Source organism: Candidatus Arcticimaribacter forsetii (assembly GCF_910589745.1).
In the GTDB taxonomy this organism is placed as follows: domain Bacteria; phylum Bacteroidota; class Bacteroidia; order Flavobacteriales; family Flavobacteriaceae; genus Arcticimaribacter; species Arcticimaribacter forsetii.
The window spans coordinates 25,403-52,128 of record NZ_OU342399.1 but is presented as its reverse complement, the minus strand read 5'-3'; the positions used below and the strand labels follow the sequence as shown (position 1 = coordinate 52,128).

At 33.4% G+C, this 26,726-nt stretch carries 25 protein-coding genes; 23 read left to right on the top strand and 2 right to left on the bottom strand.

What is annotated here, in order from left to right:
- The first annotated feature begins 42 nt into the window (after window positions 1-42).
- From NG655_RS00260 to rpmA, 19 genes are all read left to right on the top strand, one after another.
- Window positions 43-660 carry a class I SAM-dependent methyltransferase gene (locus NG655_RS00260; protein WP_252157344.1) on the top strand — a complete coding sequence of 206 codons (618 nt, stop codon included), beginning with the start codon at window positions 43-45 and terminating at the stop codon, window positions 658-660.
- Window positions 661-680: 20 nt separating this feature from the next.
- Window positions 681-1,646 (top strand): GNAT family N-acetyltransferase, encoded by a 966-nt coding sequence (locus tag NG655_RS00255; RefSeq protein ID WP_252157343.1) that lies wholly within the window; start codon window positions 681-683, stop codon window positions 1,644-1,646.
- On the top strand, window positions 1,639-3,009 hold the full coding sequence (locus NG655_RS00250; protein ID WP_252157342.1) for a capsular polysaccharide export protein, LipB/KpsS family: 1,371 nt from the start codon (window positions 1,639-1,641) through the stop codon (window positions 3,007-3,009). Before NG655_RS00255 ends, NG655_RS00250 begins: the two co-directional genes overlap by 8 nt.
- 19 nt (window positions 3,010-3,028) lie before the next feature.
- Window positions 3,029-3,760: a hypothetical protein gene (locus NG655_RS00245; RefSeq protein ID WP_252157341.1), complete on the top strand. Its 732-nt coding sequence runs from the start codon at window positions 3,029-3,031 to the stop codon at window positions 3,758-3,760.
- Entirely contained in the window at window positions 3,757-4,458 is a 702-nt protein-coding gene (locus NG655_RS00240; RefSeq protein WP_252157340.1) for a class I SAM-dependent methyltransferase, read from the top strand. Before NG655_RS00245 ends, NG655_RS00240 begins: the two co-directional genes overlap by 4 nt.
- Entirely contained in the window at window positions 4,455-5,240 is a 786-nt protein-coding gene (locus NG655_RS00235; protein WP_252157339.1) for a glycosyltransferase family 2 protein, read from the top strand. The genes NG655_RS00240 and NG655_RS00235 overlap by 4 nt, the downstream gene beginning before the upstream one ends.
- Window positions 5,228-6,130 carry a polysaccharide pyruvyl transferase family protein gene (locus NG655_RS00230; protein ID WP_252157338.1) on the top strand — a complete coding sequence of 301 codons (903 nt, stop codon included), beginning with the start codon at window positions 5,228-5,230 and terminating at the stop codon, window positions 6,128-6,130. Before NG655_RS00235 ends, NG655_RS00230 begins: the two co-directional genes overlap by 13 nt.
- A gap of 6 nt (window positions 6,131-6,136) precedes the next feature.
- Window positions 6,137-6,886 carry a DUF2334 domain-containing protein gene (locus tag NG655_RS00225; protein ID WP_252157337.1) on the top strand — a complete coding sequence of 250 codons (750 nt, stop codon included), beginning with the start codon at window positions 6,137-6,139 and terminating at the stop codon, window positions 6,884-6,886.
- Window positions 6,887-8,686: an asparagine synthase (glutamine-hydrolyzing) gene (asnB, locus tag NG655_RS00220; protein ID WP_252157336.1), complete on the top strand. Its 1,800-nt coding sequence runs from the start codon at window positions 6,887-6,889 to the stop codon at window positions 8,684-8,686. It abuts the gene before it with no gap.
- A gap of 1 nt (window position 8,687) precedes the next feature.
- Complete coding sequence (locus NG655_RS00215) at window positions 8,688-9,653, top strand: SDR family oxidoreductase (RefSeq protein WP_272876328.1); 966 nt, start codon at window positions 8,688-8,690, stop codon at window positions 9,651-9,653.
- A complete protein-coding gene (locus NG655_RS00210) occupies window positions 9,653-10,915 on the top strand; it encodes a nucleotide sugar dehydrogenase (protein WP_252157335.1) in 1,263 nt (420 codons plus the stop codon). The genes NG655_RS00215 and NG655_RS00210 overlap by 1 nt, the downstream gene beginning before the upstream one ends.
- Window positions 10,916-10,924: 9 nt before the next feature.
- Window positions 10,925-11,968, top strand: a complete 1,044-nt coding sequence (locus NG655_RS00205; protein ID WP_252157334.1) for a glycosyltransferase — start codon at window positions 10,925-10,927, stop codon at window positions 11,966-11,968.
- A 19-nt stretch (window positions 11,969-11,987) separates the two neighbouring features.
- Window positions 11,988-13,142 (top strand): glycosyltransferase family 4 protein, encoded by a 1,155-nt coding sequence (locus tag NG655_RS00200; RefSeq protein WP_252157333.1) that lies wholly within the window; start codon window positions 11,988-11,990, stop codon window positions 13,140-13,142.
- On the top strand, window positions 13,135-13,740 hold the full coding sequence (locus tag NG655_RS00195) for a sugar transferase (RefSeq protein ID WP_252157332.1): 606 nt from the start codon (window positions 13,135-13,137) through the stop codon (window positions 13,738-13,740). The genes NG655_RS00200 and NG655_RS00195 overlap by 8 nt, the downstream gene beginning before the upstream one ends.
- The gene (locus NG655_RS00190) at window positions 13,727-14,344 is read left to right on the top strand and encodes an acetyltransferase (RefSeq protein WP_252157331.1); all 618 of its coding nucleotides are present in this window, start codon (window positions 13,727-13,729) and stop codon (window positions 14,342-14,344) included. Before NG655_RS00195 ends, NG655_RS00190 begins: the two co-directional genes overlap by 14 nt.
- Window positions 14,337-15,473 (top strand): aminotransferase class I/II-fold pyridoxal phosphate-dependent enzyme, encoded by a 1,137-nt coding sequence (locus NG655_RS00185; protein ID WP_252157330.1) that lies wholly within the window; start codon window positions 14,337-14,339, stop codon window positions 15,471-15,473. The genes NG655_RS00190 and NG655_RS00185 overlap by 8 nt, the downstream gene beginning before the upstream one ends.
- 12 nt (window positions 15,474-15,485) lie before the next feature.
- Window positions 15,486-17,330 carry a polysaccharide biosynthesis protein gene (locus NG655_RS00180; RefSeq protein WP_252157329.1) on the top strand — a complete coding sequence of 615 codons (1,845 nt, stop codon included), beginning with the start codon at window positions 15,486-15,488 and terminating at the stop codon, window positions 17,328-17,330.
- Window positions 17,331-17,403: 73 nt separating this feature from the next.
- A complete protein-coding gene (gene rplU / locus NG655_RS00175; RefSeq protein ID WP_252157328.1) occupies window positions 17,404-17,931 on the top strand; it encodes a 50S ribosomal protein L21 in 528 nt (175 codons plus the stop codon).
- Window positions 17,932-17,953: 22 nt separating this feature from the next.
- The gene (rpmA, locus tag NG655_RS00170) at window positions 17,954-18,214 is read left to right on the top strand and encodes a 50S ribosomal protein L27 (protein ID WP_252157327.1); all 261 of its coding nucleotides are present in this window, start codon (window positions 17,954-17,956) and stop codon (window positions 18,212-18,214) included.
- Window positions 18,215-18,329: 115 nt separating this feature from the next.
- Here rpmA and ahcY read toward each other — a convergent pair whose 3' ends face one another.
- Window positions 18,330-19,646: an adenosylhomocysteinase gene (ahcY, locus tag NG655_RS00165; protein WP_252157326.1), complete on the bottom strand. Its 1,317-nt coding sequence runs from the start codon at window positions 19,644-19,646 to the stop codon at window positions 18,330-18,332.
- Between the two features lie 61 nt (window positions 19,647-19,707).
- Here ahcY and NG655_RS00160 point away from each other — a divergent pair, with 61 nt between their 5' ends.
- The 4 genes from NG655_RS00160 (at window position 19,708) to NG655_RS00145 (ending at window position 23,580) form a co-directional block, all read left to right on the top strand.
- Window positions 19,708-20,337: a 4'-phosphopantetheinyl transferase family protein gene (locus tag NG655_RS00160; RefSeq protein ID WP_252157325.1), complete on the top strand. Its 630-nt coding sequence runs from the start codon at window positions 19,708-19,710 to the stop codon at window positions 20,335-20,337.
- 3 nt (window positions 20,338-20,340) lie between these two features.
- Window positions 20,341-20,601 carry a hypothetical protein gene (locus tag NG655_RS00155; protein ID WP_252157324.1) on the top strand — a complete coding sequence of 87 codons (261 nt, stop codon included), beginning with the start codon at window positions 20,341-20,343 and terminating at the stop codon, window positions 20,599-20,601.
- Between the two features lie 2 nt (window positions 20,602-20,603).
- Window positions 20,604-21,170, top strand: coding sequence for an AAA family ATPase (locus NG655_RS00150; protein WP_252157323.1), 567 nt, complete (start codon window positions 20,604-20,606; stop codon window positions 21,168-21,170).
- A gap of 217 nt (window positions 21,171-21,387) precedes the next feature.
- Window positions 21,388-23,580 (top strand): TonB-dependent receptor, encoded by a 2,193-nt coding sequence (locus NG655_RS00145; RefSeq protein ID WP_252157322.1) that lies wholly within the window; start codon window positions 21,388-21,390, stop codon window positions 23,578-23,580.
- Between the two features lie 221 nt (window positions 23,581-23,801).
- Here NG655_RS00145 and polA read toward each other — a convergent pair whose 3' ends face one another.
- The gene (gene polA / locus NG655_RS00140; protein WP_252157321.1) at window positions 23,802-26,633 is read right to left on the bottom strand and encodes a DNA polymerase I; all 2,832 of its coding nucleotides are present in this window, start codon (window positions 26,631-26,633) and stop codon (window positions 23,802-23,804) included.
- Between the last annotated feature and the right edge of the window lie 93 nt (window positions 26,634-26,726).

Sequence of the window (26,726 nt, the reverse complement as noted above, 5' to 3'; positions counted from 1 at the left end):
TTGTTAAATTAATCTAAGACAAAAAATTTATAAGCATTAATTTTGAAACATAAACACAATAATATTAGTGATGATTTAACCCGACAGAAAGAGGAACAGTATAATAAAGAATTTATTAATTCATTAAAGTTAAATTTAGATATTAATCAATATGAAGGGTTGACTAGTAATAATTCATTGAACGATTCTACACCCTATATGACTGTCTGGTTAGGAAATATTGACCGATTAATAGATTTGATTCCAAATAATATTGAATTGGAAAACTATAGTTTATGTGATGTTGGATGTGGACTAGGTATTTCAACAATATACTTTCAAAAAAAGTATAACATGAAATCATTTTCTGGTTTTGATTTTAATCAGGATCTGATTGACAAGGCAAAGCTAATCTTAAAAGACTTAGAACTTGATGAAAATATCGAATTTGAATTCAAAAATGCGAATGAAAAATTATTAGAATCAAAACCCTACATACTTTTTATGTTTAATCCATTTGGGATTACTACAATGCAAAGTTTCATAAACAATAATATTGTTACTTTAAAAACGAATAAATCTATTATTTTATATGCTAATGATTTACACATAAATGAAATAAAGAATTGCGATGAAATATATAGAGATGATTATTTTAACCTGTCAGTAATTGTTTTTTAAAAAGTAATTATTTAAGCACTATGAAACTTAAAGAAGAATTAATAGAAGAATTAAAAAAAGGTAAATTTTCTCCAATAATATTTGGAGAAGTTCCGGTTGATCTATGGAATCAAAGAATCCATAAAACTGAAGGTTATTCTATATACTTTGATTCTGATACGATTCGTTATTATGAACAATACTACAATTCAGAAGCCGTAGCCTTTTGTATTGAACAACTAGACACCATTTGCTTATTTAAATTTTATATTACAAGCGAACAAATATTTATGTATCCTTTGTGTTTCGAAGACTCTTTTAATTACAAAAAAGGAGTAATTATAGCAAAGTATGTGAGTTCGTTTTTTGAAAAAAAATCATTGAAAATAGAGTTCATAAACCTGCCTTTTTCAAATAATCTAATAAATTACTTTAAGTTAAAGATTCATTTTATAGGAGTCCTTAAGCCTTGTGTCGAAATGTATATTAATCTTAAAGACCCATTAGAAGAACTCTGGAGTGTTATAAGGAAGAGTTACAAATCTCTAATAAACTATGGGAAGAAAAATTTAAAAGTAGAATCTGAATTTAGCGATGATCTTTGGAATGATTGTAAAATATTTCATGCACAAGTTGCAGGTCGAAAAACAAGAAACGACAAAACATGGGACATTCAAAAACAAATGATTCAAAGAAATCATGCAAAACTTTTTTATTTTCGAGAAGAGAGTGAAATTTTAGGTTTTGCTTTTTTTACAACATCAAACAGAACTGTATCTTACTCAGTCGCTGCCTATGATCGAAGTAAGTTTAACAAGATGTCGATTTCGCATGTTATTATTTGGCATGCAATTGAATACTTTAAATTGAATGGTTACGAGAATATATATCTTGGAGAATATGCACCAGAAAAGCATATTAATAATCAGAAATTAAGTAACATCAATCATTTTAAATTAGGCTTTTGCAATAATTTAATCAGTAATAATTATTTATCAAATGAGTAATTCTAAAAATACAGTTTGCTTTTTTTCGTTTGGATATTCCCATCCCTTTTATGAAAGATTAATTCAAAATCAAGAGTTTAATGATTTATTGGAATCACCTAATTTCATTTTTATAGCTCCAAACAGGACACATCAATCATTTTTTGACAAAAACAAGTTTGAAACATTTTATTTGAGTGATTCAATCACGAAATTGAAAAATAAGTTCACTAAATCTAATAATCTATCTATTGGAACTCAGAAAAAGTCAATTATTAATCTACCTGCTTGGAAACAGGAAAGCATTTATTTTCAAATGAATCAATTTATTCACTCAACACTCTCTTCAAAGAAAGTCACTCATTTAATTTTATCTCAACCAATTGAGGGATTAGCAGGGATTTTACTAGCAGAAAATGCCAGAAAATTAAATATCAAAAGATTTGTTCCTCATTCTTGTAGGTTTTTAAATCATTCGTTTTTCAGCGAAAACCAATATGAGGAAATTACATTTTATAAAAAAGAAGCTTCAACTAAAAGTAAATTAAAAGCAAACCAGATTATTGAAGATATACGAATTAGTAAAAAAGTTCAAAAATATCCTTATAAAAGTTTAATCAAGCAACCTTTGATAATTAGAGTATTTGCATATGTAAAAAGAATAATCTTATTTGAAAAAATTGATATTCCTCGTTTAAAAGTTTCTCTTGAAAATAATTTATCCTTTCTTTATAAATTCAAATATTTTATAAAAAGACTTCGTTCCAAAAAATATTTTGACATCAAGTCAATGGATCAATTACCCGACAAATTCATATTTTTTCCATTACAGTATACTCCAGAATCATCAATAAACATTCCTAATCCATTTTTTGTTGATCAAAAAAGATTAATAGATTTAGTTCGATTCAATATGCCTGATGATTACCTATTGCTTTTAAAAGAAAACCCTTCTATGTTCGGAAGAAGAGAGCCCAACTTTTATAAACAGACTTCTAGAAAAAGTGGAGTTAGATTAGTGAATTCTAATCTAAATACTTTTGATCTTATGTCTAAAGCAGATTTAGTAGTTTCAGTTTCTGGTACTGCTTGTTTAGAAGCTTTCATTATCAGAAAGCCTTCAATTGTATTTGGGAAAACATTTTTCGATCCTTTTATTAACTTATTTGATGTAGATTTCAACAACTTAAAGCAAACTATTGATAAATATTTAAATCGAAAAATAGATGATAAAGAGATTGAAGAAGCCGTTGCTTTAATTTTAGAGAATTCTGCAAAATTTAAATGTGGTGCAGTAGATACCGATGCCCAATTGATTAGTGATAAAAATGTAAATGCCTTTGTAGATGGAATGAAAAATCAAATAATAAACTATCGCATTTAGTTCTATAAATCAATAGCAAATGGATAAAGAAAATAATCAACTAGAGTTCAAATATTATTCAAGTTTACAAGAAAAGGATCTGGTTTTTGATAATTTCAGAGGGGTGTTTAAAAAAGCATTTAATCAATTGTATCAAAAAGAAACCTTTAACTGGAAGTATTTAAGTGAATTCACTATGGAGAGTGTAATTCAAGAAATAATTTTTGAAAATAAAATTGTTGGCTATAGAGGTTTATGGAAAGTAAGTGAATATGCAAACGGATATCAATGTATAGACACTTGTATTGACCCTAATTTTCAAGGGAAAGGAATTTTTAAAAAAAGCAATCTCGATCTTATAAAAACATTGGGTGTCTTTTATAATTATCCAAACCCAAAAAGTTATCCTGGATACTTGAAATCAGGTTGGGAAAATCACGCTCCCATGAATATTTATATAAATAAAATCTCTAATTTTGAATATTGTGATTGGTCAAAACATTTTACTGAGTGGAGATTTACTAAGCACCCATTCATTAAGTACTACAAAGTTAAATTAACTGATGGCTTTGCCATAATTCGATATAAAAAGACCTTACCTGTGCACATCGAATCCATTAAACATAACATTAATTTAGATCAGGTTAATTCACCTATCTTTTCATTTAAATATGCTTTAATACCCAGTGGATTGAAAATTAAAAATGCAGGAAGGGTTGTAATTAATAATTTTCGCGATTCAATACGATCGTCTTATTTTGATATGATATGAGTTTAATTCAAGAATATAAAGAATATTCTAACCTAATGTTAGCAAGGGAGAAGCACAAAACTTTGGGTAGTATAAGTTTTAAATTTAGTCTTCTGATTACTAATATCCTTATGAATCTAGGATACAATAAACTCTTAATTAAGTCGGATGGAAATAAGTTTTTAAATATTGGTTCTGGAAATATTAATTTTGAAGGTTTATCAAACACTGATTTATTTCCTTCTATAGGTCAGATATTAAAAGGTCAATTAAAGAGAAATTCAAATACTGCCAATCGATATTATTTAAACTTAATCAAAAAAGAGAAGTCTTTTGAGAATAAATGGGAGGGTATTATTTTAAGTCATGTAATTGAACATATTCCTCCTTTTTTAGTTTTAGAGTGTCTAAATAATATTAAGAGTTATTTATTAGACAATGGAACCCTGAGAATTTTAGTTCCAGACCCAAAAGTTTATTTTGATGATGTTGAATCTGAGCAATCACCTCAGGGTTTTAAACACAATTTCATTTCACTAAATCGTCTTTTTTATTGTTGGGAACATCAATTTATGTTTTCAGACAAAATATTAACATCCCTTCTAGAGGAATTAGGGTTTAAAGAAATTAAAGTTACTTCTTTTGGAAAAGGTTCTTTAGCACAGTTTGATGCAAATGAAAGAGAATTTGAAAGTCTTTGTATAACTGCAAGAAAATGATATCAATTATTGTAACAGTTTTTAATAAAGAAAAATTTATTCAAAACACTTTGGATTCTATAATAGGTCAAAGAGTTGCCCCAAGTGAAGTAATTATAGTTAATGATGGAAGTACAGATAGAAGCTTTGAGATAATTAATGAATTAAAAATGCCCTCTAATTTTTCTGTTATTACTACAAAAAATCAAGGGGTTAGTAAAGCGAGAAATTTAGGTTTACAAATAGCAAAAAATCCCTTTGTCTACTTTGTTGATGGAGATGATGTTCTAGAGCCAAAAGCTCTTGAGGTGTTTTCTAATGTCATAGAAGAACACCCCGACTGTTCTCTTTATGCAGCAAATAGGAAAAACCAAAGCGGTGAATTTAAAATTAAGAACATATCAAATAAAATATTTTCTTTTAAAGAACATTTGAATCATTTAATTCATTTTCAAAATTTATGTTGGACAAGTGCTGTCGTTATTAACAGAAAATTGGCTTCAAAAGTTTTATTTAATACTAAATTTTCTCATGGAGAGGATCGAGATTTTTTCATGAATATTTTGAAATTAGGACCAGGATACTGGATAGATGATGTTATTGCTACTTACATTAGTGATCCGATAGGACTTTCCGCAAAACCAATCCATATAGATGATGATTTGTATTGGAAAAGAATAAAAGAGCATCAACATGAATTAGATTCATATCCATATTTTTATTATTTAAAATATAAAATAGCTAATGTCATCAATAACTTGAAACACTCACATTACAAAAACGCTCTTTCATGGATAAAATAAAGTTATTTGTAGGTTATTATGGTAGGAATAATATTGGAGATGATTTAATGCTGAAAGTGTTATATGACAAATCATCATCTTATGTTTTTCTTCAAGGAGATAATTTTTATAATTTTGTTGAACTTAAAAAGCAAATTCTACTTTCAACAAATCCTGTTTATAAATTAATCCAAAAAATTTATACTCTTTTTATTTTAAAATATAAAGGCTGTTCCCAAGTTGTATTTGGAGGAGGAACTCAATTTTCATCAAACAGTAAAATTTTCACTCAATTAGATATATTCATTTTTATCTTATTTTGTCGTATTTTGAGTATTGAAGTCATTGCAGAATCAGTTGGCATTGGTTCTTTATCAAAAAAAAATATTTTTATTATAGGAGCATTAAAAATGATTTCTCAAATATCTGTTAGAGATTTAACTTCCAGTAAAAAACTTGTAGCTAGTAATATAAAACACAAGGTTGTTAAAGATTTAGTTTATAAATTGAATTTAAAGTCAAAAAATACAGAAAAAATATATACTTTGATAACTGCAACAGGAACAGTACTTAAATTAAATAATGAGTTTACTCAAAATTATTATAAATTTTTAAAAACATATTTAAAAAAAGAAGATAAAAATATTATTTTTTGTGTTTTTCAAAAAGAGGAAGATGAATATATGTATGAAGTTTTAAAACAAAAATATCCTAATCTAGAAATGTTAGAGCTTAGTTCTTCGATTCAAGAAATTGAAAAAGTATTTTCTAAAACAAAAGAAGTAATTGGAATGCGTTATCATGGTCTTATCCTTGCAGATATTTTTGATTTACCATTTAAAGGGTTTTCTTATGATGATAAAGTGAAAGATCTATGTTCTTTAAAAAATATGCCTTTCCACAAAGCATAAAATAATATGAATTTACACCGAGCAAAATATATTATTCGACTCGATGATGCATGTCATCAAATGCCACTCGAAAAATGGAACATATTTGAATCTTTTTTTGATGATAATAACATCAAACCCATTATCGGTGTCATACCTTTAAATAAGGACAAAGGTTTGGGTTCTAATTCAAACCCAGATTTTTGGAATCTAATTAAAAGCTGGAAAAATAAGGGGTGGTCAATTGCAATGCATGGACTTCATCATCAATGTGAAAAAATTATCCCAAGGCATTCTTTTTTTAAATTCGGAAATAAGTCTGAATTTGTAGGGAAGTCACTTAATAATCAAACAAAAATAATTCAACAGAGTATAGATTGTTTTGAGCAAAATAATATTGAGCCTGGTATGTTTATGGCTCCTTCTCATACCTTTGATTCATATACACTTAATGCCCTAGAATCATCTACAAGAATACGAGTTATTACCGATGGGTTCAGTTTCCGTCCTTTTAGGAAAAATAACTTTATATTTATACCACAACAGTTGTGGTCTGTAAGAAAATTACCATTTGGACTTTATACCATATGCATACATCCAACTTCAATGAAGATGGATCAAATCCACAAATTCATAGAAGAGTTGGAGAAAATCGCAGAGCATATTATTTCACCTTTTGACATTAATTTTGAAAACATTAAGAATCAAGGTTTTTTAGATTTGATTTTTGAAAAAGTGTATTTATTAATTTCAAGGTATAAATTTAAACAGAAATAAATGTGCGGAATTTATTTATCAAATATTCCAATTTCTAAAAAGGAAGTAGCACTTAAACTGAATAAAATCAGCTTTAGAGGCCCAGACCATCTTGGGATTCTTCAGAAACAAAACATTTCTTTAGCACATTTGCGTCTTTCAATCTTAGATCTAGACGAACGCTCTAATCAACCTTTTACCTACGGACAATTTTCGTTAGTTTATAACGGAGAAATATATAACTTCAAGGAAGTCAAAGAAACACTAATTGATAAAGGGTACACCTTTGAAACAACAAGTGACACGGAAGTGCTACTCAAAGGATATCATGCTTGGGGTGAAAAAATCTTAGATCGAATCAACGGCATGTTTGCTTTTGCTGTTTATAACGAAAACGATCAAACTGTTTTCATTGCCAGGGATCGTTTAGGAGTTAAACCATTATACTATTCTTGGCAAAACGGAAAACTCGAACTGTGTAGCCAGTTAGCTCCATTAAATAAAGGAGATCTTAATCAAGAGGCCATAAGTATCTACCTTCAGACGGGATACATTCCTAGTCCATTTTCGATTTATGAAGGGATAAATAAACTTCCACCAGGTCAATATGCAACATTTGATTTAGATAAGAATCAAATGGAAATACATTCCTATTGGGATTTGAAAGAAGTTAAAGAAAACAAAATTTCTTATGAAGAGGCAAAAGAACAACTGCATACTCTTATCATTGATGCGGTAAAAATAAGACTCCAATCCGATGTCCCTATCGGTAGTTTCCTTTCTGGCGGAATCGATTCAGCTCTGGTTTCTTCAATTGCTAAATCGATACAAAAAGATAAACTAAAAACTTTTACCATTGGTTTTGATAATAAAGAATATGATGAAAGTAAAGTGGCAGATCAATTTGCTAACAGGATTAAATCAGATCATCATTTAATTCCAAGTAAAGAAAAAGAACTACCAGCTCTATTGGATATGTTCTTTAAAGTCTACGACGAACCTTTTGCAGATTCTTCTGCAATTCCATCCTTACTTTTAAATAAGAAAGTAAAGTCTCATGTAACAGTAGCATTGTCAGGAGACGGAGGTGACGAAAGCTTTCTAGGCTACAATCATTTTGAATGGACCAGAAAAGTATATCCTTTGTTTTGGATCCCCTTTTTTTTAAGACGCTTTTTAGCACTTTTTATTCCGTTTAAATTGTTTGGTAAAAGAGGGCCATCCATAAAAAACATATTCTTAAAAAAGAATTTTAACGAGTTTATCGAATCTATATTTACAGGATTTGACACCCTTTTATTAAAAGATAAAAAAAAGTGGATGTCTCATTACAGAAAGTATTTGTTTCTGAGTAAAAATAAGTTTCAAAAAGTAGCCGACTTAAACCTGAAATTATGGCTCGAAAATGACAGCAATGTTAAGGTAGATCGAGCCAGTATGGCTTCCTCTGTTGAGGTAAGAAGTCCTTTTTTAGATTATAGGATAGTAGAGTTCGCAAGGAAACTTCCTGTAAAATATAGATTTAAAGGATCCTTAAGGAAAAGAATACTCCGAGACATTTTATCAGACTATATTCCTGAGAATGTCTTTAATCAACCTAAAAAAGGATTTTCTGTACCTTTATCAGATTGGATTAGAGGGTCATTTAAAAATGATTTTACAACATATTTAAAAAAAGAAAAGCTTGCTAAAATTGAAAATTTGGATTTCGACAAAATTCAAAAATTATTTCAATTACACTTAACAAAAGATGTGGACTATTCCTCTTACCTTTGGAGGGTCTATGTTTTATCTAAATGGATACATTTAAATAATAAATAAATTGAAAATACTAATCACCGGAGCAGCTGGCTTCATTGGCGCTAACTTATGTGAGTATATGCTTGAGAAAGGATATACTGTTATAGGTCTAGATAACTTTTCCACTGGGCATGCCTACAATCTCAATGAATTTAAAGAACATCCCAAATTCTCTTTTATAGAAGGGGATATTCGAGATTTTGATAGCTGTCTCAAGGCCACTGAGGGTAAAGACTATGTTTTACACCAAGCTGCATTAGGGTCAGTTCCTCGATCTTTGTTAGATCCAATTACCTCAAATGAGGTAAATGTTAATGGTTTTTTGAATATGCTAGAAGCTAGCAGGCAAAATAACATTAAACGATTTGTATACGCAGCTTCATCATCGACTTATGGAGATTCTAAGGCATTGCCTAAAGTTGAAAAAAACATAGGAAAGCCATTATCTCCTTATGCGATTACTAAGTATGTAAACGAACTTTATGCGGATATTTACAGCTCAGCTTATGGGCTAGAAACTATTGGCCTTAGGTATTTTAATGTCTTTGGGAGAAGACAAGATCCAAATGGTGCCTATGCAGCAGTAATTCCAAAATTTGTAGGACAATTTTTAAAAGGAGAATCTCCTCAGATTAATGGAGATGGTTCTTTTTCACGTGATTTTACCTATATAGACAATGTAATTCAAATGAATCATTTGGCAATAACAACCAAAAATTCCAGAGCAATTAACCAGATTTATAATACGGCAGTTGGGGATCGTGTTACGATTTTAGAAATGACAAAATTAATCCGTGAAGGACTTTCTCAATTTGATTCTTCCATAAGAAAAATTGAAATTAAATTTGGTCCTGACCGAAATGGAGATATTCCACATTCACAGGCAAGCATTAAAAAGGCACAAAATTTATTAAACTACAACCCAACTCATACGTTTGAAAAAGGGTTAAAAGAATCATTAACTTGGTACCACAAGAATTTAAAATAATGAAAGACCTCAAAATCGCAATAATCGGACTAGGCTATGTTGGGCTTCCCCTAGCAGCAGCTTTTGCATCAAAATACCAAGTGATAGGTTTTGATATCAATGAAAAGAGAATAACAGAATTAAACAAAGGCTTAGATTCAACCAATGAATTAACACCCGAACAACTAGATAAAGTAATAGGAGGCTCTTTAAAGCTAACCACAGTTCTTGAAGATGTTTCCGATTGCACAACCTTTATTGTTACTGTTCCAACACCTGTAACTTCAAGTAAAAGTCCTGACCTCACTCCAGTGGTCAAAGCAACAGAATCAGTCTCTAAGGTTCTTAAAAAAGGAGATACAGTCGTATATGAATCTACAGTATACCCTGGTGTAACAGAAGAAGTGTGTGTTCCGATTCTGGAAGAGAAAACCGGTTTAAAATTCAACAAAGATTTTTATGTAGGCTATAGTCCGGAGCGAATAAATCCGGGAGACAAAAAACACACCATTACTAAGATTACAAAAGTGGTGTCTGGTTCAACTCCCGAAACTCTTAAAGATCTTTCCGAACTGTACGGATCAATCATAGAAGCAGGAATATACGAAGCACCAACCATACAAACTGCTGAAGCAGCAAAGGTCATTGAAAACACACAAAGAGACATCAATATTGCTTTTGTAAACGAACTTTCTATCATCTTCAGTAAGATGGGAATAGATACTAACGAGGTACTCAAAGCTGCTGGGACAAAGTGGAATTTTTTAAATTTCTTCCCTGGACTGGTAGGAGGTCACTGCATTGGAGTAGACCCCTATTATTTAGCATTCAAATCGGAAGCATTGGGATACACTCCTGAAATGATTTTAGCAGGGAGAAGAATTAATGATTCCATGCCTACTTTTATTGTAAGTCAGATTGTAAAACAGCTACTAAAACAAAACAAAACAAGTCAAAACGCAAAGGCATTAATTCTAGGGGCAACCTTCAAAGAAAATTGCCCTGATTTAAGGAATTCAAAAGTAGTAGATGTATATAAAGAACTCCGTGAATTTGGATTCTTGGTAGATGTTTTTGATCCCGAAGCGGATGCTGAGGTTTTTGTAAAAGAATATGGTTTTGAAAAGTTAAAAGAACCAGCTAACAAGCACTACGATGTAGTAATTTTGGCAGTCTCACACAGCAGTTTTAAATCAATTAATCCTAAAGATTTACTTGCTAATGAAGGAGTTGTATTTGATGTAAAAGGCTTTTATGACGACCCTGATTTTTTATATCTTTAATTGTCTGTTTTGAAAACACTAATCCATATCATTCCGACGTTACAAAATGGAGGGGCAGAGACTGTTCTTTCTCGTCTTGTAAAGGAATTATCTGAAGAAGGTTTAACTCAGTATATAATTATAATTCAGGGAACAACGAATGATTTTCATTATGCCAAAGTCTCTAATTACGCCAAGGTTCTAGATTATAAGAAAAATTTTAATTTGGTAAATGAAACCATTTTAAAAAACCCAGAAGCACCAATTTTAGCCTGGATGTATCCTAGTATACTTTTTTCACACAGAATAAAGTATCGACTAAAAACCAGCAACCCAATTATTTGGAACATCAGACACTCTAGTTTTAGATGGAATCAGATCTATCAAAAACTTGCTCTGTTTGGATTTGGTTTTTATTCTCGTTTGAGAAACCCTAAAATTATTTATTGCGCATATAGCTCAAAAGATATTCATGAAAAGTATTTTTTTTCAAAGAAAAACAGTGTTGTCATTCAGAATAGGCTGGCAAAAAAAATGACCTCTTTAGAGAAAAAAACAGAAAACACCGAACCACCTTTTTTACTTTATGTAGGCAGATATGATCCTGTAAAAGGTCCCGATAGATTAATTAAAATTGCACAAGATTTTTTTAGAAGGAATGAAAACTATAGCCTAACAATTGCGGGAGGGGGTTGGAAAGATTCAATGATTCCGGATGGATTAAAAACTAAAGTTTTCTTAGCAGGGAACGTTTCTAATATCAGTGAACTTTACCAGAAAGCAGCAGTTTTACTTTTTACCTCTTACACCGAAGGATATCCCAATGTATTGGTAGAGGCATCTGTTTCAGGTACTCCAATTGTAGGTTTTGAGGCAGGAGATTCTAAATTAATTTTAGATGAATACGATTTAGGGTACAATGTGAAAAATCAAAAAGAATTTATTAGTTTATTAACCCACATAACGGATATTCCCCCTTCTCCAGAAAAAAAATCAGATGCAATCCAAAAACAACTCAAACTCCTAGATTTTTCTCATACGGTTAAAGAATACAAGGAGTTTATCGCTCTTTAAGATTTACTATATTTACGGAGTGAAAAAACTAATTCGAATTACTACGGTTCCACTGTCTCTTGAGAAATTATTAGAGAATCAACCGCGTTTTTTTAGCTCGTATTTCGATATTACTTTAGTTTCTTCCGATGAAAATAGCTTATCAAAAATAGCATCTGAACAAGGGGTAAAATGTTTTCCTTTAGAAATGACAAGAAAGATAACCCCTTTACAAGATTTAAGGTGTTTGGTTCAATTGGTTCGTTTCTTACGGAAAGAACAACCTAATTTTGTTCATTCGCACACCCCAAAAGCAGGAATTATTGGAATGTTAGCCGCTTATATAGCTCGAGTTCCTGTCCGTATGCATACCGTTGCAGGAATGCCGCTTATGGAAGCAACAGGTTTTAAAAGACGCATTCTAAACCTAGCGGAGCGAATCACTTATTCTTGTGCAACCAAGGTTTATCCAAACTCAAAAGGACTACAAGATTTTATAATTCAAAGTGCGTTTTGTAAAGCGACTAAGCTCAAAGTTTTAGGTTCTGGATCTTCTAACGGAATAGACACTACTTACTTTGATCCAGATCAAGTATCAGAGAACCAAAAGGAGGCCCTAAAAAAGGAGTTACACATCAAGTCTACGGACTATGTTTACTGTTTTGTAGGCCGCCTGGTAAAAGATAAAGGGATTGACGAATTAATAGAAGCTTTCGCTGCTATTTCAGATAAAAATAGGGCTGTTAAACTCATATTGGTTGGACACACAGAAGCAGATTTAGACCCACTTCTTCCGGAAACACTTCACAGTATAGAATTGAATGAGAACATCATTGAGGTCGGTTTTCAGAACGATATTCGACCGTACCTATCGATTGCAAATGTGTTTACATTTCCAAGTTACCGCGAAGGATTTCCAAACGTAGTGCTTCAGGCAAATGCAATGGGGATTCCTTGTATTGTTTCAGATATTAATGGCTGTAATGAAATTATAAGTTCCGGTGACAATGGTTTAATTATCCCCTCAAAAAACAGCAGCATTCTTCAAGAGAAAATGGAATTAATTAGCACTGATCCAAACCAAATAAAACTTAATAAAACAGAGATACGAGCGCTTATTAAAACTAAATTTGAACGAAAAGTTTTTTGGTACCTTTTACTAGAAGAATATAAAGGACTAGAGCGTGATGTATAGAAGATTTGTAAAACCCTTTTTTGATTTTAGTCTAGCATTAATACTCTTATGTATTTTGTTTCCACTACTGTTATTTTTAGCGTTTCTACTACTCATTCAAAATAGAGGTACGCCTTTTTTTAGTCAAATCCGTCCGGGTTATCAAACTCGATTATTTACCATCTATAAACTAAAAACAATGCGGGATACCCGCAACGAAAAAGGGGAATTATTACCAGATAACAAACGTATGACTCCTTTGGGTAAAATAATTAGAAAACTTTCCTTGGATGAACTTCCGCAGTTGTGGAATGTATTAAAAGGGGAAATGAGTTTTGTTGGGCCACGGCCTTTATTGCCAGAATATGTACCTTTATACAGTAAAGAACAGCTAAAAAGACATGAGGTAAAGCCAGGAATAACGGGTTGGGCACAAGTAAAAGGTAGGAATACAATAACTTGGAAACAAAAATTTGAGTACGACCTTTGGTATATAGAAAATCAAAGTTTTATATTAGATATAAAAATAGTATTCCTGACTGCAGGAAAAATATTCAAGACTAAAGAGGTTAATTCCTCAAGTCTTATTACAATGGAACGATTTAATGGAAACAACTAAATACATTCTTATTGGAGGTGGAGGTCATTCTCGAGTAGTATCAAGTATTGTCGAAGCACAAGACAAGGGAACTGTTTCCGGGTTTTTTGACAGTAACGAGAAACTTAAATCACTAGACGGGATTGAAAATTTAGGGCAATATAACTCAGAAATTGCATCTGATTCTCTCGCAGTTATAGCCATAGGGGATAATAAATTACGTGAAAAAATAGCAGTTGGAATTACCCATGATTTTGGAATCCTAATTCATCCTTCCGCAACCGTAGACCGATTATCTTCCGTAGATTTAGGAACTGTGGTTATGCATCATTCTGTAATTCAGAGGGGGAGTAAGGTTGGAAAACACGTAATCATCAATACCTCAAGCAGTATTGATCACGATTGTACAATCGCAGATTTTGTACATATAGCACCTAAAGTAACTTTATGTGGTGGTGTTGAGGTTGGAAAAGGAACCTTAATTGGAGTAGGTTCCGTTGTATTGCCTCAAATAAAAATTGGAGCGAATGTAACTATCGGTGCTGGTTCTGTTGTTGTAAGTGACATTCCGGATGGATCAACAGTTGTTGGTGCTCCAGGAAAAATTATTAAATCAAATGGGTAAATCTAAAATATGGCTTTCTTCACCTCATATGGGGACAGTGGAGTTGAAAAATGTTCAAGAAGCGTTTGTAACGAATTGGGTTGCTCCGGTTGGACCTTTTATCAATAAATTTGAGGAAAACCTCTCTGCTTGTACTAAAGTAAAACATACAGCTGTTGTTCAGTCTGGCACTGCAGCAATACATTTGGCACTCCGCTTACTAGAAGTTGGAACAGGTGATGTTGTTCTATGCCAGTCCTTTACTTTTATAGGGTCTTCAAATCCAATTTCATATCAAAATGCAGAACCTGTTTTTATAGATTCTGAACCTGAAACTTGGAATATGTGTCCCGAAGCACTAGAAACTGCAATCAAGCATCATCTAAATCAAGGTAAAAAACCAAAAGCGATCTTGGTGGTTCATTTATACGGAATGCCAGCTAAGATGAAAGAAATTACTGCAATATCGGAACAATATGAAATCCCCATAATTGAAGATGCAGCAGAGGCATTAGGATCTTCAATTAACGGAAAACCTTGTAGTTCTTTTGGCGCATTTGGTGTTTTAAGTTTTAATGGAAATAAAATAATCACTACTTCCGGTGGTGGAGCTCTTCAGTCTAATGATGAAATTGCCATAAATAAGGCTCGTTTTTTATCAACTCAGGCTAGAGATGATGCTCCTCATTATGAACATTCTACTGTAGGGTATAATTACAGAATGTCCAACATTTCAGCGGCAATTGGAGTAGGTCAGCTCGAAGTATTAGAAGATCGAGTTAAGGCTAAACGTGAAAATCATGCGTTCTACCAGGATTTGTTTAAAGAGGTTGAGGGAGTACATTTTCTTGAAGAACCAAAAGGATTTTTTTCAAATCGGTGGCTTAGCTGTGTAGTTTTTGACCAAGAAAAAAACAAAAAATTAAATCCAGATCAGTTTCGAATTCATTTAGAACAAGAAAACATAGAAAGCCGACCTCTCTGGAAACCAATGCATTTACAGCCTCTATATAAAAACAAACAATTTTTTGGAGGTAAAATAGCAGAAGAACTTTTTCAAAAAGGATTATGCTTACCTTCGGGGAGTAATTTAACCCTGCAGGAGAAAGATAGAATTCAAAATACAATTTTAAGCTTTCTAGACCAATAACCATAGCTTTCTATGTTCGATAAGATTTTTAAATATCATTATTCAAAAAAATACGCTTATGTATTAGACGGAATTTGTCTTGTATTAGCGATCGAAATTTTATTGTATTTAAATGGATCCAATCTTGTCATCCGTTCTTTTCAGGATAAAATTGTTTTCACACTATTATCATTAGGTTGTTTGACCATTGTAAAAGCTTACCGAATGTTGTTGCGCTTTACAACCGTTATAGACATCGGTAAAATCACAATGGGATTAACCTTATCCATGATAATTTATTCTTTTTATGTTCAGGCAAATACAAGGGCTCATTTCAATTACATTTTACTGTTATTTTATTTTAGTCTCTCGTTATTAACGTTTTACAGGTTAATTGTAAAATTACTTTACGCTAAAGTTTCAAAAGAAGAAAAGCTTACTTCTACAATTTTATTTGGAGCTGGGAGTAATGGTCTAATGGCAAAACGGGCTTTAGACGATAGTAATTCTGTCAATGTTGTTGCTTTTATAGATGACGACAAAACTAAAGTAGGAAGAACCATAGAGGGTATTTCTGTTTTTGGGTTAGACGAGAAATTGAAGAAGATTTTAGATCATCAAAATATTGATCAAGTCATCATAACTACTGATAAGATTAGTCAGAAAAGAAAGAATCAAATTTTTGAATACTTTAAATCTAACGAAGTAAAGATTTTTACAGTTCCAGCAATTGATCAATGGGCAAATAGTCAGGGAATAGAAGGGAATTTAAAACCGATAATAATCGAAGATTTATTAAAACGGGATACCATAGAAATTGACCTCCAAAAAAATGTATTACAATACCAAGATAAAACCATACTTGTAACTGGAGCTGCTGGTTCCATTGGGAGTGAAATTGTTCGTCAACTTTTAAAGTTTCAGCCTCATAAAATAATTTTATTAGACCAAGCTGAAACTCCTCTTTTTGATTTAAAAAACGAGTTAATCGAAACCAAACACAAAACAAAATTCGAATTCTTATTAGCGTCGGTTACCGACAAACATTCTTTAGAGCAATGTTTTAAAACACATACTATTGATCTTGTGTTTCATGCGGCTGCATACAAACATGTATTCATGACAGAATCTGCTCCAGCTGCTGCAATTCTCAACAATATATTGGGAACAATAAACCTAGTCGATGTTTCCATAAGCAATAAGGTTTCTCACCTGGTTATGATCTCTACGGATAAGGCTGTAAATCCATCCAATGTTATGGGAGCGTCAAAACGAATTGCAGAAATGTATGTTGCAAATCGTTCTGAATCTTCTGAAACTCAATTGATAACCACTCGTTTTGGAAACGTCTTAGGGTCCAATGGTTCTGTTGTTCCAATTTTTAAAGAGCAAATAGCTAAAGGAGGACCTGTGACTGTTACCCATCCCGAGATTACCCGTTTCTTCATGACCATTACAGAAGCATGTCAATTGGTATTAGAGGCAGGAGCAACTGGAATTGGTGGTGAAATTTATGTTTTTGATATGGGTAAACCAGTCAAAATAAAAGATTTGGCAGTAAGTATGATTCGTTTGTCCGGTCTAAATGAACACCAAGACATTAAAATAGAATATACAGGATTGAGACCAGGGGAAAAGCTATACGAAGAACTTCTTACGGATAACGAAAGTTTAAAAAAATCGCATAACGAACTGATTTATATCGCTGAAAAAGAACTATTTAGCTTAGAGAAAATCGAACAAATTCAAAAATTAATTTCTGAGGCAGACTCAGGAAAATCTAATGATATTTTAGTACAACAAATGAAAAATATCGTACCCGAATACAAATCAATGAATTCATCTTACGAATCATTAGATGCAGATTTTAACAATTAATACCACTAAAAAGTGTTAGAGCGTTTGGTTATCAACAATAAAACTGTAAATTTGCAGTCTTAAAATAAATAACATGTACGCAATCGTAGAGATAGCAGGGCAGCAATTTAAAGTTGCAAAAGATCAAAAAGTCTATGTACATCGTTTACAAGGTGAAGAAGGAAGTTCAGTTTCTTTCGATAAAGTTTACCTATTAGACGACGGTACAAAAGTGACTCTTGGCGCCCCAGCTATTACTGGAGCTTCTGTAGAAGCAAAAGTAGTAAAGCACCTAAAAGGTGACAAAGTAATCGTTTTCAAGAAAAAACGTAGAAAAGGATACCGTGTAAAAAACGGACATCGTCAATCTTTAACTGAGATTTTAATTCAAAGCATTTCTGAAAAGGGAGGTGCTAAGAAAGCTGCTGCTCCTAAGAAAGAAGCTGCTCCAAAAGCACCTGCTGCTGCTAAAAAAGCTGCACCAAAGAAAGCAGCTGCTCCAAAAGCAGAAGATTTGAGTGGAAAAACAGTTGCTGAATTGAAAGACTTAGCTAAAGCTAAAGGTATTACTGGAATTTCTGCAATGAAAAAAGCAGACCTAATCGCAGCATTGAACGCATAATTTATCATAAAAAAGAAACAATATGGCTCACAAGAAAGGAGTAGGTAGTTCGAAGAATGGTAGAGAATCAGAATCGAAACGACTCGGAGTGAAAATCTTCGGAGGACAAGCAGCGAGAGCTGGAAATATAATTATCCGTCAAAGAGGTACAGCACACCACCCTGGTGAAAATGTATATCTTGGAAAAGACCACACGCTTCACGCAAGAGTTGATGGATTAGTTCATTTTACTAAAAAGAGAGACAACAAATCTTATGTATCTGTTGTTCCTTTTGAAGCTTAAGAACTAAATAAAAAATTAAATCCCGCTTATAGCGGGATTTTTTTTGCTTTAATTTAATTCGACAAAATAAAAAAGCCATGCAATTGCATGGCTTTTTGTATGATATTCTTACAGTTTAGTAACGGTAATATTCAGGTTTATAAGGCCCTTCGACTGTTACTCCAATATAATCCGCTTGATCTTGAGACAACTCTTCAAGTTCAACACCTAGATGCTTAAGGTGTAAAGCAGCTACTTTTTCATCTAAATGCTTAGGAAGCATATATACTTTGTTTTCATAGTTCTCAGGGTTATTCCAAAGTTCTAGCTGAGCTAAAGTTTGGTTTGTAAACGAATTACTCATCACGAAACTAGGATGACCCGTTGCACAGCCCAAATTAACTAAACGCCCTTCAGCAAGAACAATAAGCTCCTTTTCGTCTTCAAGGGTATACTTGTCTACTTGTGGCTTAATTTCAACCTTAGAGTCTCCGTAAGTGTTGTTTAACCAGCTCATATCGATTTCATTGTCAAAGTGTCCAATGTTACATACAATTGCTTTGTCTTTCATACTTAAGAAATGTTCTTCTCGTATGATGTTTTTATTTCCAGTAGTCGTAATTATGATATCTGCATTTGCAACTACTGTATTGATTCTTTTAACTTCAAAACCATCCATCGCAGCTTGTAATGCACAAATTGGATCAATTTCTGTAACGGTAACAATCGATCCTGCACCTCTAAAAGAAGCAGCAGTTCCTTTTCCTACATCACCATAACCAGCAACAAGAACTCTTTTTCCTGCTAACATTACGTCAGTTGCTCGACGAATTGCATCTACAGCACTTTCTTTACAACCGTATTTATTATCAAATTTAGATTTTGTAACAGAATCATTTACATTTATAGCAGGAAGTGGAAGTGTTCCGTTTTTCATACGTTCGTATAAACGATGAACTCCAGTGGTAGTCTCTTCAGATAACCCTTTAATAGCGTCTACTAAATTTGGGTAATGATCTAAAACAAGATTAGTTAAATCTCCTCCATCATCTAAAATCATGTTTAGGGGTTCGCGTTCTTCTCCAAAAAATAAAGTCTGCTCAATACACCAATCAAACTCTTCTTCATTCATTCCTTTCCAAGCATAAACAGGAATTCCAGCTGCTGCAATTGCAGCGGCAGCATGATCTTGAGTAGAAAAAATATTACATGAACTCCAAGTAACATCGGCTCCTAAAGCAACCAAAGTTTCGATCAGAACAGCAGTTTGTATGGTCATGTGTAAACAGCCTGCAATACGTGCTCCAGCTAAAGGTTGCTCTTCAGCATATTCTTCACGAAGTGCCATAAGTCCAGGCATTTCAGCTTCTGCAAGTTCAATCTCTTTTCTCCCCCAATCGGCTAGTGTAATATCTTTTACCTTGTACGGTAGATATGCTGTTTTTTCAGCCATAGTCTTTATATTTACTGTTAAACTAATTTTTGACAAAAGTACACTTTATAAATAATAATGGATGCCAATAATTAAAGAGTTTCGGTTTAATAAAAATACTACAGTGATTCTCCGGGATATAGGAGAAACTGAAGAGGAGCTTCTTAAATTAGTTGCGCTTACTCCATCGGAAAACGATACCTTTTCAAAACGTAAAAGTTTGACGCACCGTTTAGGTTTTCTTAGTAGTCGTCTTTGTTTGACTGAACTTGGAATTTCTTTAGAAGAACTTCATTTTGAAGATAATGGAGCTCCTTTTCTTAAGAACGATAATTTTTGTTCCTTAACACATACAACACGCTATGCTGCCGCTGCAATTTCAGAGCTCCCTATTGGTATAGACGTAGAAGGTCATCGAGATAAAATAATAAAAATTGCACCTAAATTCATGCATGATGAGGAGGCTTTTGTTCTTCAGAAAGAAAATAAAACAGCTCTTCTGACTCGCCTTTGGACCGCAAAAGAGTCCGTTTATAAAGCTTTTGGAACTCCAGGAATTGAATTTAAAAACCAAATAAGGATCAATGCATTTTCCATGGAAAATGAAATGGGGTTTGCAACTTTAGTTCACTCAGATAAAAAATATAGGTTTACTTTACATTTTAGATCAATAGAAAAAACCGAATTTTGTATCGCTATTAAAGAACCATAAATTATGAATATTTCAGTTGAGATTACCCTCATGCCTTTACAGGATCAATATGAACAACCGATAAAAGAGTTCATTAAACTTTTGAGAGCTTCAGATTTTACAGTTCTTGAGAACCCGTTAAGTACCCAAATTTACGGTCAATACCTTCCGTTAATGAATTTTTTAACGCAGGCAATTGAACAAAGTTTTGAAAGTATAGATTCTGGAGTATTGAATCTTAAAATAGTTAAAAGCGATCGAAGTGGATACACTCCAAACTTTTAAAAATGGCAGCTTTTAATCTCCTAAAACAAGAAGATACTGAAATAAAACGCATTGTTGTTTTTGGCCCAGAAAGTACCGGTAAAACAACTTTGTGTAAGGATTTATCGGCTCACTACAATACGGTTTGGGTTTCAGAATTTGCTCGATCTTTTTTACAAAAAAAGTGGGATGAGACCCAAGAGGTTTGTGATTTAGATGATTTAATTACCATAGCTAAAGGACAAATGGAAGCAGAGAATTTAGCCCTTCAAAAAGCGAACAATCTACTGTTCTGTGACACCAATGTGCTGGTAACTCAAATCTGGTCTGAAACTCATTTTAAGGGGTATTGTGACCCAATTTTAAAAGAAGCGATTCATCAGGTCGATTATGATTTATACCTATTAACCGGGATCGATATTCCTTGGGAAGCAGATGACCTAAGGGACCGGCCTGAGGATCGTGAATTAATGTTTGATTTTTTTGAGAGCAAGCTGAAAGAATTAAATTTAAACTATGAATTTATTTCTGGCGATAGAGAAAATAGAATAAAACAAGCAACTACAGCTATCGATAAATTAAAAAAATAGAGAACGATTTTAGATTCTTCAAATCGATTCTTAAAGATAATTAATGATTGTTTAGAATAAAAAAAGAATTAAATTTGTGCTTTCTCTAAGGGGTGCTCTAAATAACGAGCTGAGATTATACCCTATGAACCTGGGCAGGTAATGCTGCTAAGGGAAGTAGATTAACATTATATATAAGAATAGTTGCCCTTTGTTATTCGTTAAAATTAATTTTCGAATGAAAACAGTACCTTCTATTTTTGCCTTTATCATCGGTTCCTCTTTACTTTTTGCTCAACAAAAAGAAGAAGTCAAAGACAGCCTGTCAAACAAATTAATTTCGCTTGAAGAGGTCAGTGTTTCTGGACTTCGTGCAAATGAAAACCAACCCTTGACTTTTTCTGAGGTCCAAACAAAAGCCTTAAAAGAAAGGAATTTAGGTCAAGATCTACCTATTTTACTTAACTTCCTTCCTGGTGTAGTAACAACTAGTGATGCAGGTGCAGGAATTGGATATACCGGTATTCGAGTTCGTGGTAGTGACGCTTCTCGTGTAAACGTAACCATAAACGGAATTCCTTATAATGACTCCGAATCACAAGGAACATTTTGGGTAAATTTACCTGATTTTACATCCTCAGTAGAAAGTATTCAGTTGAATCGTGGAGTAGGAACATCTACCAACGGTGCAGGAGCGTTTGGAGCGAGTTTAAATCTTTCAACACAAGGAATTTCGAATCAAGCTTTTGGTGAGATTTCAAGTAGTGTAGGTAGTTTTGGAACCCTTAAAAACACTGTTAAGTTTTCAACGGGTCTATTGAACGATCATTTTGAACTTTCGGGAAGGGTGGGAACTATTGTTTCTGACGGATATATTGACCGTGCTTCATCTGATTTGAAATCCTACTTTTTCCAAGGACTTTTTAAAGATGAAAACACCCTCATTAAAGCCCTTACTTTTGGAGGAAAAGAAATCACATACCAATCTTGGTATGGCGTAGACCCTGGAACACTTGCAGCGGATAGACAATATAATCCAGCGGGTATTATTATGGACGATTCAGGTGCAATTTCGGGCTATTACGATAATCAGGTAGACAACTACCAACAAGATCATTTCCAGTTTCATTGGACGCAACAATATTCAAACTTATGGTCTTCTAACCTGGGTTTAAATTATACCAATGGAAGAGGTTATTACGAAGAATATAATAATGGCGACGGATTCGATTACCTTCAATTAAATCCAGTAACCGTTGGAGGAGAGACAATAAACTCTACCCATAACATTACCCGTAAATGGTTAGACAACGATTTTTATGTTGCAACCTTTTCTATAAACTACGACGATGTTCGAACCAATGCGGTGTTGGGAGGTTCTTATAGCAACTACAGCGGAGCTCATTTTGGGAATTTAATATGGGCACAATATTCAAGTAATGCTGCACCGAATCATCGTTTTTATGAAAGTGACGCTACCAAAAAAGACTTCAATATTTATGCAAAAATAACGCACCAAATTGGAACCGATTGGACTGTTTATGCAGATTTACAACATCGAAAGATAAACTATTCAACAGAAGGAACTGTTAAAGGTCCAGCTACAATCTCTATTGATGACAATCTTTCTTTCTTTAATCCTAAGGCAGGAATTACCTATCAAGCTTCAGAAGCTTCTAGGTTATACATTTCATACGCTAAGGCTCAACGAGAACCAAACAGAAGTGATTACGAAAATGGTAATCCTAAGCCAGAAACTTTAAATGACTATGAAGCAGGATGGCGTTACAAAAAAGAAAAAATCCAGCTTCAAGCCAATGTTTATTTCATGGATTACAAAGATCAATTGGTATTAACAGGAGCGCTTGACGAGGTCGGAGAAGCAATCCGTACCAATAGTGGAGATAGTTATAGATTAGGTCTGGAAATTGAAGCTGCCATTCGGTTAGCGGACCAATGGGTTTGGCAACCAAACCTTGCTTTGAGTTCAAATAAAAATGAGAATTTCTATTTCAATAGAGACGGACAACTTCAGAACTTAGGAAAAACCAATATTTCTTTTTCTCCAAGTATTGTTGGAGCAAGTAATCTAGTTTATGCTCCAAATACGGTATTCAGAGTTGCATTGCTAACCAAATATGTAGGCGAGCAATATATGGGTAATATAGACGCAGACTTATCTAAGTTGGATTCTTATTTAACAAATGACATCAATATAAGTTATGTCTGGACTCCAAATAGCTGGATTAAAGAAGCACAATTTTCGTTGTTAGTAAATAACATCTTCAATGAATTGTATACTTCCAATGGATACTTTTACACCTATGACGACGATTTTTCTGATCCAAATGTAATCACTACAATAGAAGGAGTTGGATATTATCCACAGGCAGGTACTAACTTTTTATTAGGAGCAACCTTCAGATTTTAGTAGATCTCGATACAATTCATCTACGATGAATCACTCCATCTGACCAAGGCTAGTAATTACCAATCACATTCAAGTCAAGTGATCCCCGTCAAGTCAAGTGGTTTTCTGAAAGAAAATTGTATCGAGACAAGTCCTCTGTTTTGTCAAGTGAACAGAGCGTCACATCGAGTGTTTGCATTTCGCAAACGTATCGAGATGAAGCGGAACCAAACCCGCCAAGATTAATGAGCTTGAAGCCAGTTGTCTCCAACACCAATATCAACGGTTAATGGAACATCAAGTTTAAAAGCATGCTCCATTTCCTCTTTGATTAGGGCACTTAAAGACTCGACTTCAGTTTTTGGAACATCAAAAACGAGTTCATCATGAACTTGAAGAAGCATTTTGGAATTCCAATTTCCTTCTTCCAGTCGTTTATGAATCTTAATCATAGCGATTTTAATAATATCTGCAGCACTTCCTTGAATGGGTGCATTGATCGCATTTCGTTCTGCAGCTCCACGGACGATTGCGTTTTGAGACAGAATGTCTTTTAGGTATCTTCTTCTTCCAAGAACAGTAGTTACATAACCATTTTCTCGAGCAAAATCAACTTGCGAGCTCATGTAGGCTTTTAATTCTGGATAATTAGCATAATAGGTTTCTATTAGTTCTTTCGATTCAGACCTTGTTAAGTTGGTTTGTTGGCTCAAACCAAAAGCAGAAACTCCATATATGATTCCAAAGTTTACAGTTTTCGCATTGCTCCTTTGTTCAGAAGTAACCTCATTAATCGGAACTCCAAACACTTTAGCCGCAGTTGCTGCATGAATGTCTTCGTTATTTTGAAAAGCAGAAATCATGGAAGGGTCTTTACTAAGTGCTGCTATAATTCTCAATTCAATCTGAGAATAATCCGCAGCAACAAGCACATGGTTTTCATCTCTTGGAATAAATGCTTTCCGAACCTCTTTTCCACGCTCGGTTCTAATCGGAATATTTTGAAGGTTAGGAGCATTACTACTCAGCCTACCAGTAGCTGCTACCGCCTGGTTATAAACAGTATGAATACGACCTGTTTTAGGGTTTATCTCGTTTGGTAAAGCAACCACATAGGTGCTTAATAATTTCTGTATGGACCTCCAGTTTAAGATATCTGAAACCACAGCATGTTCTTTTGCCAAAGCAGATAATACATCTTCAGCAGTTGAGTATTGACCGGTTTTTGTTTTTTTAGGTTTTTCTACCAACTTAAGTTTTTCGAAAAGAACAATTCCAAGTTGTTTAGGCGAAGCCAAGTTAAATTCTTCTCCCGCTTGTTCAAAGATTCCTTTTTGTAAAAGGTCACTTTCTTTCTCTATAGTTGCCGCAAAATCATTCAGAAAAGGAACATTTAAATTAATTCCTTCCTGTTCCATAGACGTTAAAACAGATACAAGCGGAAGTTCAACGGTATTAAATAACGCTTGGTTTTCTGCAGCGTCCAACTCTTTGTCAAAATAATGTTTTAATTGCCAGGTAATATCAGCATCTTCAACTGCGTATTGGGTTTGATCTTTTAAGGATACATCCCTCATATTCCCTTGATTTTTCCCTTTTTTACCAATCAAATCAGTAATGGGCTGAGGTTCGTAATTTAAATAAGAAGAAGCAAGAATGTCCATTCCATGTCTTCGGTCTGGATTAATCAGATAATGAGCAATAAGCGTGTCGTATATAGGCCCTTTAACTTTCAGGTTATAATTAGAAAGTACTTTCAGGTCATATTTTAAGTTATGGCCAATTTTTAGAATTGTTTCTGCTTCAAAAAACGGACGAATTTGTTCAATAATCTTTTGAGCTTCTATTTGATCGGCTGGAAAAGGCAGATAATATCCTTTGTTGTTTTCCCAGCTAAAAGCAATCCCAACGAGTTCTGCCTGAAGTGCATCTAGGCTAGTAGTTTCTGTATCAAAACAAACACTTTGCTGCTTCAAAAGTTTTTCTAATAACAAAGAAAATGCAACCGGACTGTCTACGCACTGATAAGCATGAGCCGTGTTTTTTAAAGATTTTTTAAGAGCATCTTCTTCCTCAGAAATTGAACCCGCTCCAGCCGGAGCAAACAAGTCCATTTGACCATTATTTGCTTGTGGTGTTATAGACGGGCCATTCGTTTTGTTTTCCGGTGGAGCAGCAATCTCTTGAGAAGTATTAAAAATACGGTGAATGTTTTCCTGCATCCTTCTAAACTCTAACTCATCGAAAATAGGTTGAACCTCTTCAAAGTTCGGGTCACTTAATTTATATGAATCCTCATGAAAGGTAACAGGAACATCTAATATAATCTTAGCAAGTTCTTTAGAGAGAAGACCAAGTTCTTTATTGGCCTCAACCCGTTCTTTCATTTTCCCTTTGAGTTCATGTGTGTTTTCGAGCAATGCTTCCATGCTGCCGTATTCCTTCAAGAATTTTTTTGCAGTTTTATCTCCAACCCCTGGAAGCCCAGGAATATTGTCTACCGCGTCGCCCATCATTCCTAAGTAATCAATTACTTGTTCTGGACGCTCTACTTCAAACCGGGCTTGTACCTCAGGAATTCCCCAAATTTCAATTCCATTTCCCATTCTGGCGGGGCGATACATGAATATGTTTTCAGAGACCAATTGTGCAAAATCTTTATCAGGAGTAACCATAAAAGTCTGAAAACCTTCTTTCTCTGCTTGTTTGGCGAGGGTTCCAATAATATCGTCTGCTTCAAACCCTGCTTTTTCAATAACAGGAATTTGCATTGCTTCTAATATCTTTTGAATGTAGGGAACTGCAATTTTAATCGCTTCTGGGGTTTCTAATCGGTTGGCTTTATAATCCTCAAAAAGATCCTTCCTAGTAATTGATCCTCCTTTATCAAAACAAACAGCCAAGTGATCTGGTTTTTCTCTTTTTATAACATCTATAAGAGAATTCATAAACCCAAAAATTGCGGAGGTATCCATCCCCTTTGAGTTGATCCTAGGGTTTTTAATAAACGCATAATACCCTCGGAATATTAATGCAAAAGCATCGAGAAGAAAAAGTCTTTTTGGATTGGACATTCTTTATTTTTTTAAGTCCAAAAGATACAAAATGAAATGGTTTTTTTAACCCAAGATCAAATAGAATCTAAACAGGCTGTTTTTTAGTTTATA

Excerpts from the sequence above, each read along its gene's own strand:
- NG655_RS00255 (WP_252157343.1), top strand. The coding sequence starts at position 681 with ATGAAACTTAAAGAAGAATTAATAGAAGAATTAAAAAAAGGTAAATTT.
- NG655_RS00250 (WP_252157342.1), top strand. The coding sequence starts at position 1,639 with ATGAGTAATTCTAAAAATACAGTTTGCTTTTTTTCGTTTGGATATTCC.
- NG655_RS00245 (WP_252157341.1), top strand. The coding sequence starts at position 3,029 with ATGGATAAAGAAAATAATCAACTAGAGTTCAAATATTATTCAAGTTTA.
- NG655_RS00240 (WP_252157340.1), top strand. The coding sequence starts at position 3,757 with ATGAGTTTAATTCAAGAATATAAAGAATATTCTAACCTAATGTTAGCA.
- NG655_RS00235 (WP_252157339.1), top strand. The coding sequence starts at position 4,455 with ATGATATCAATTATTGTAACAGTTTTTAATAAAGAAAAATTTATTCAA.
- NG655_RS00230 (WP_252157338.1), top strand. The coding sequence starts at position 5,228 with ATGGATAAAATAAAGTTATTTGTAGGTTATTATGGTAGGAATAATATT.
- NG655_RS00225 (WP_252157337.1), top strand. The coding sequence starts at position 6,137 with ATGAATTTACACCGAGCAAAATATATTATTCGACTCGATGATGCATGT.
- asnB (WP_252157336.1), top strand. The coding sequence starts at position 6,887 with ATGTGCGGAATTTATTTATCAAATATTCCAATTTCTAAAAAGGAAGTA.
- NG655_RS00210 (WP_252157335.1), top strand. The coding sequence starts at position 9,653 with ATGAAAGACCTCAAAATCGCAATAATCGGACTAGGCTATGTTGGGCTT.
- NG655_RS00195 (WP_252157332.1), top strand. The coding sequence starts at position 13,135 with ATGTATAGAAGATTTGTAAAACCCTTTTTTGATTTTAGTCTAGCATTA.
- NG655_RS00190 (WP_252157331.1), top strand. The coding sequence starts at position 13,727 with ATGGAAACAACTAAATACATTCTTATTGGAGGTGGAGGTCATTCTCGA.
- NG655_RS00185 (WP_252157330.1), top strand. The coding sequence starts at position 14,337 with ATGGGTAAATCTAAAATATGGCTTTCTTCACCTCATATGGGGACAGTG.
- NG655_RS00180 (WP_252157329.1), top strand. The coding sequence starts at position 15,486 with ATGTTCGATAAGATTTTTAAATATCATTATTCAAAAAAATACGCTTAT.
- rplU (WP_252157328.1), top strand. The coding sequence starts at position 17,404 with ATGTACGCAATCGTAGAGATAGCAGGGCAGCAATTTAAAGTTGCAAAA.
- rpmA (WP_252157327.1), top strand. The coding sequence starts at position 17,954 with ATGGCTCACAAGAAAGGAGTAGGTAGTTCGAAGAATGGTAGAGAATCA.
- ahcY (WP_252157326.1), bottom strand. The coding sequence starts at position 19,646 with ATGGCTGAAAAAACAGCATATCTACCGTACAAGGTAAAAGATATTACA.
- NG655_RS00160 (WP_252157325.1), top strand. The coding sequence starts at position 19,708 with ATGCCAATAATTAAAGAGTTTCGGTTTAATAAAAATACTACAGTGATT.
- NG655_RS00155 (WP_252157324.1), top strand. The coding sequence starts at position 20,341 with ATGAATATTTCAGTTGAGATTACCCTCATGCCTTTACAGGATCAATAT.
- NG655_RS00150 (WP_252157323.1), top strand. The coding sequence starts at position 20,604 with ATGGCAGCTTTTAATCTCCTAAAACAAGAAGATACTGAAATAAAACGC.
- NG655_RS00145 (WP_252157322.1), top strand. The coding sequence starts at position 21,388 with ATGAAAACAGTACCTTCTATTTTTGCCTTTATCATCGGTTCCTCTTTA.
- polA (WP_252157321.1), bottom strand. The coding sequence starts at position 26,633 with ATGTCCAATCCAAAAAGACTTTTTCTTCTCGATGCTTTTGCATTAATA.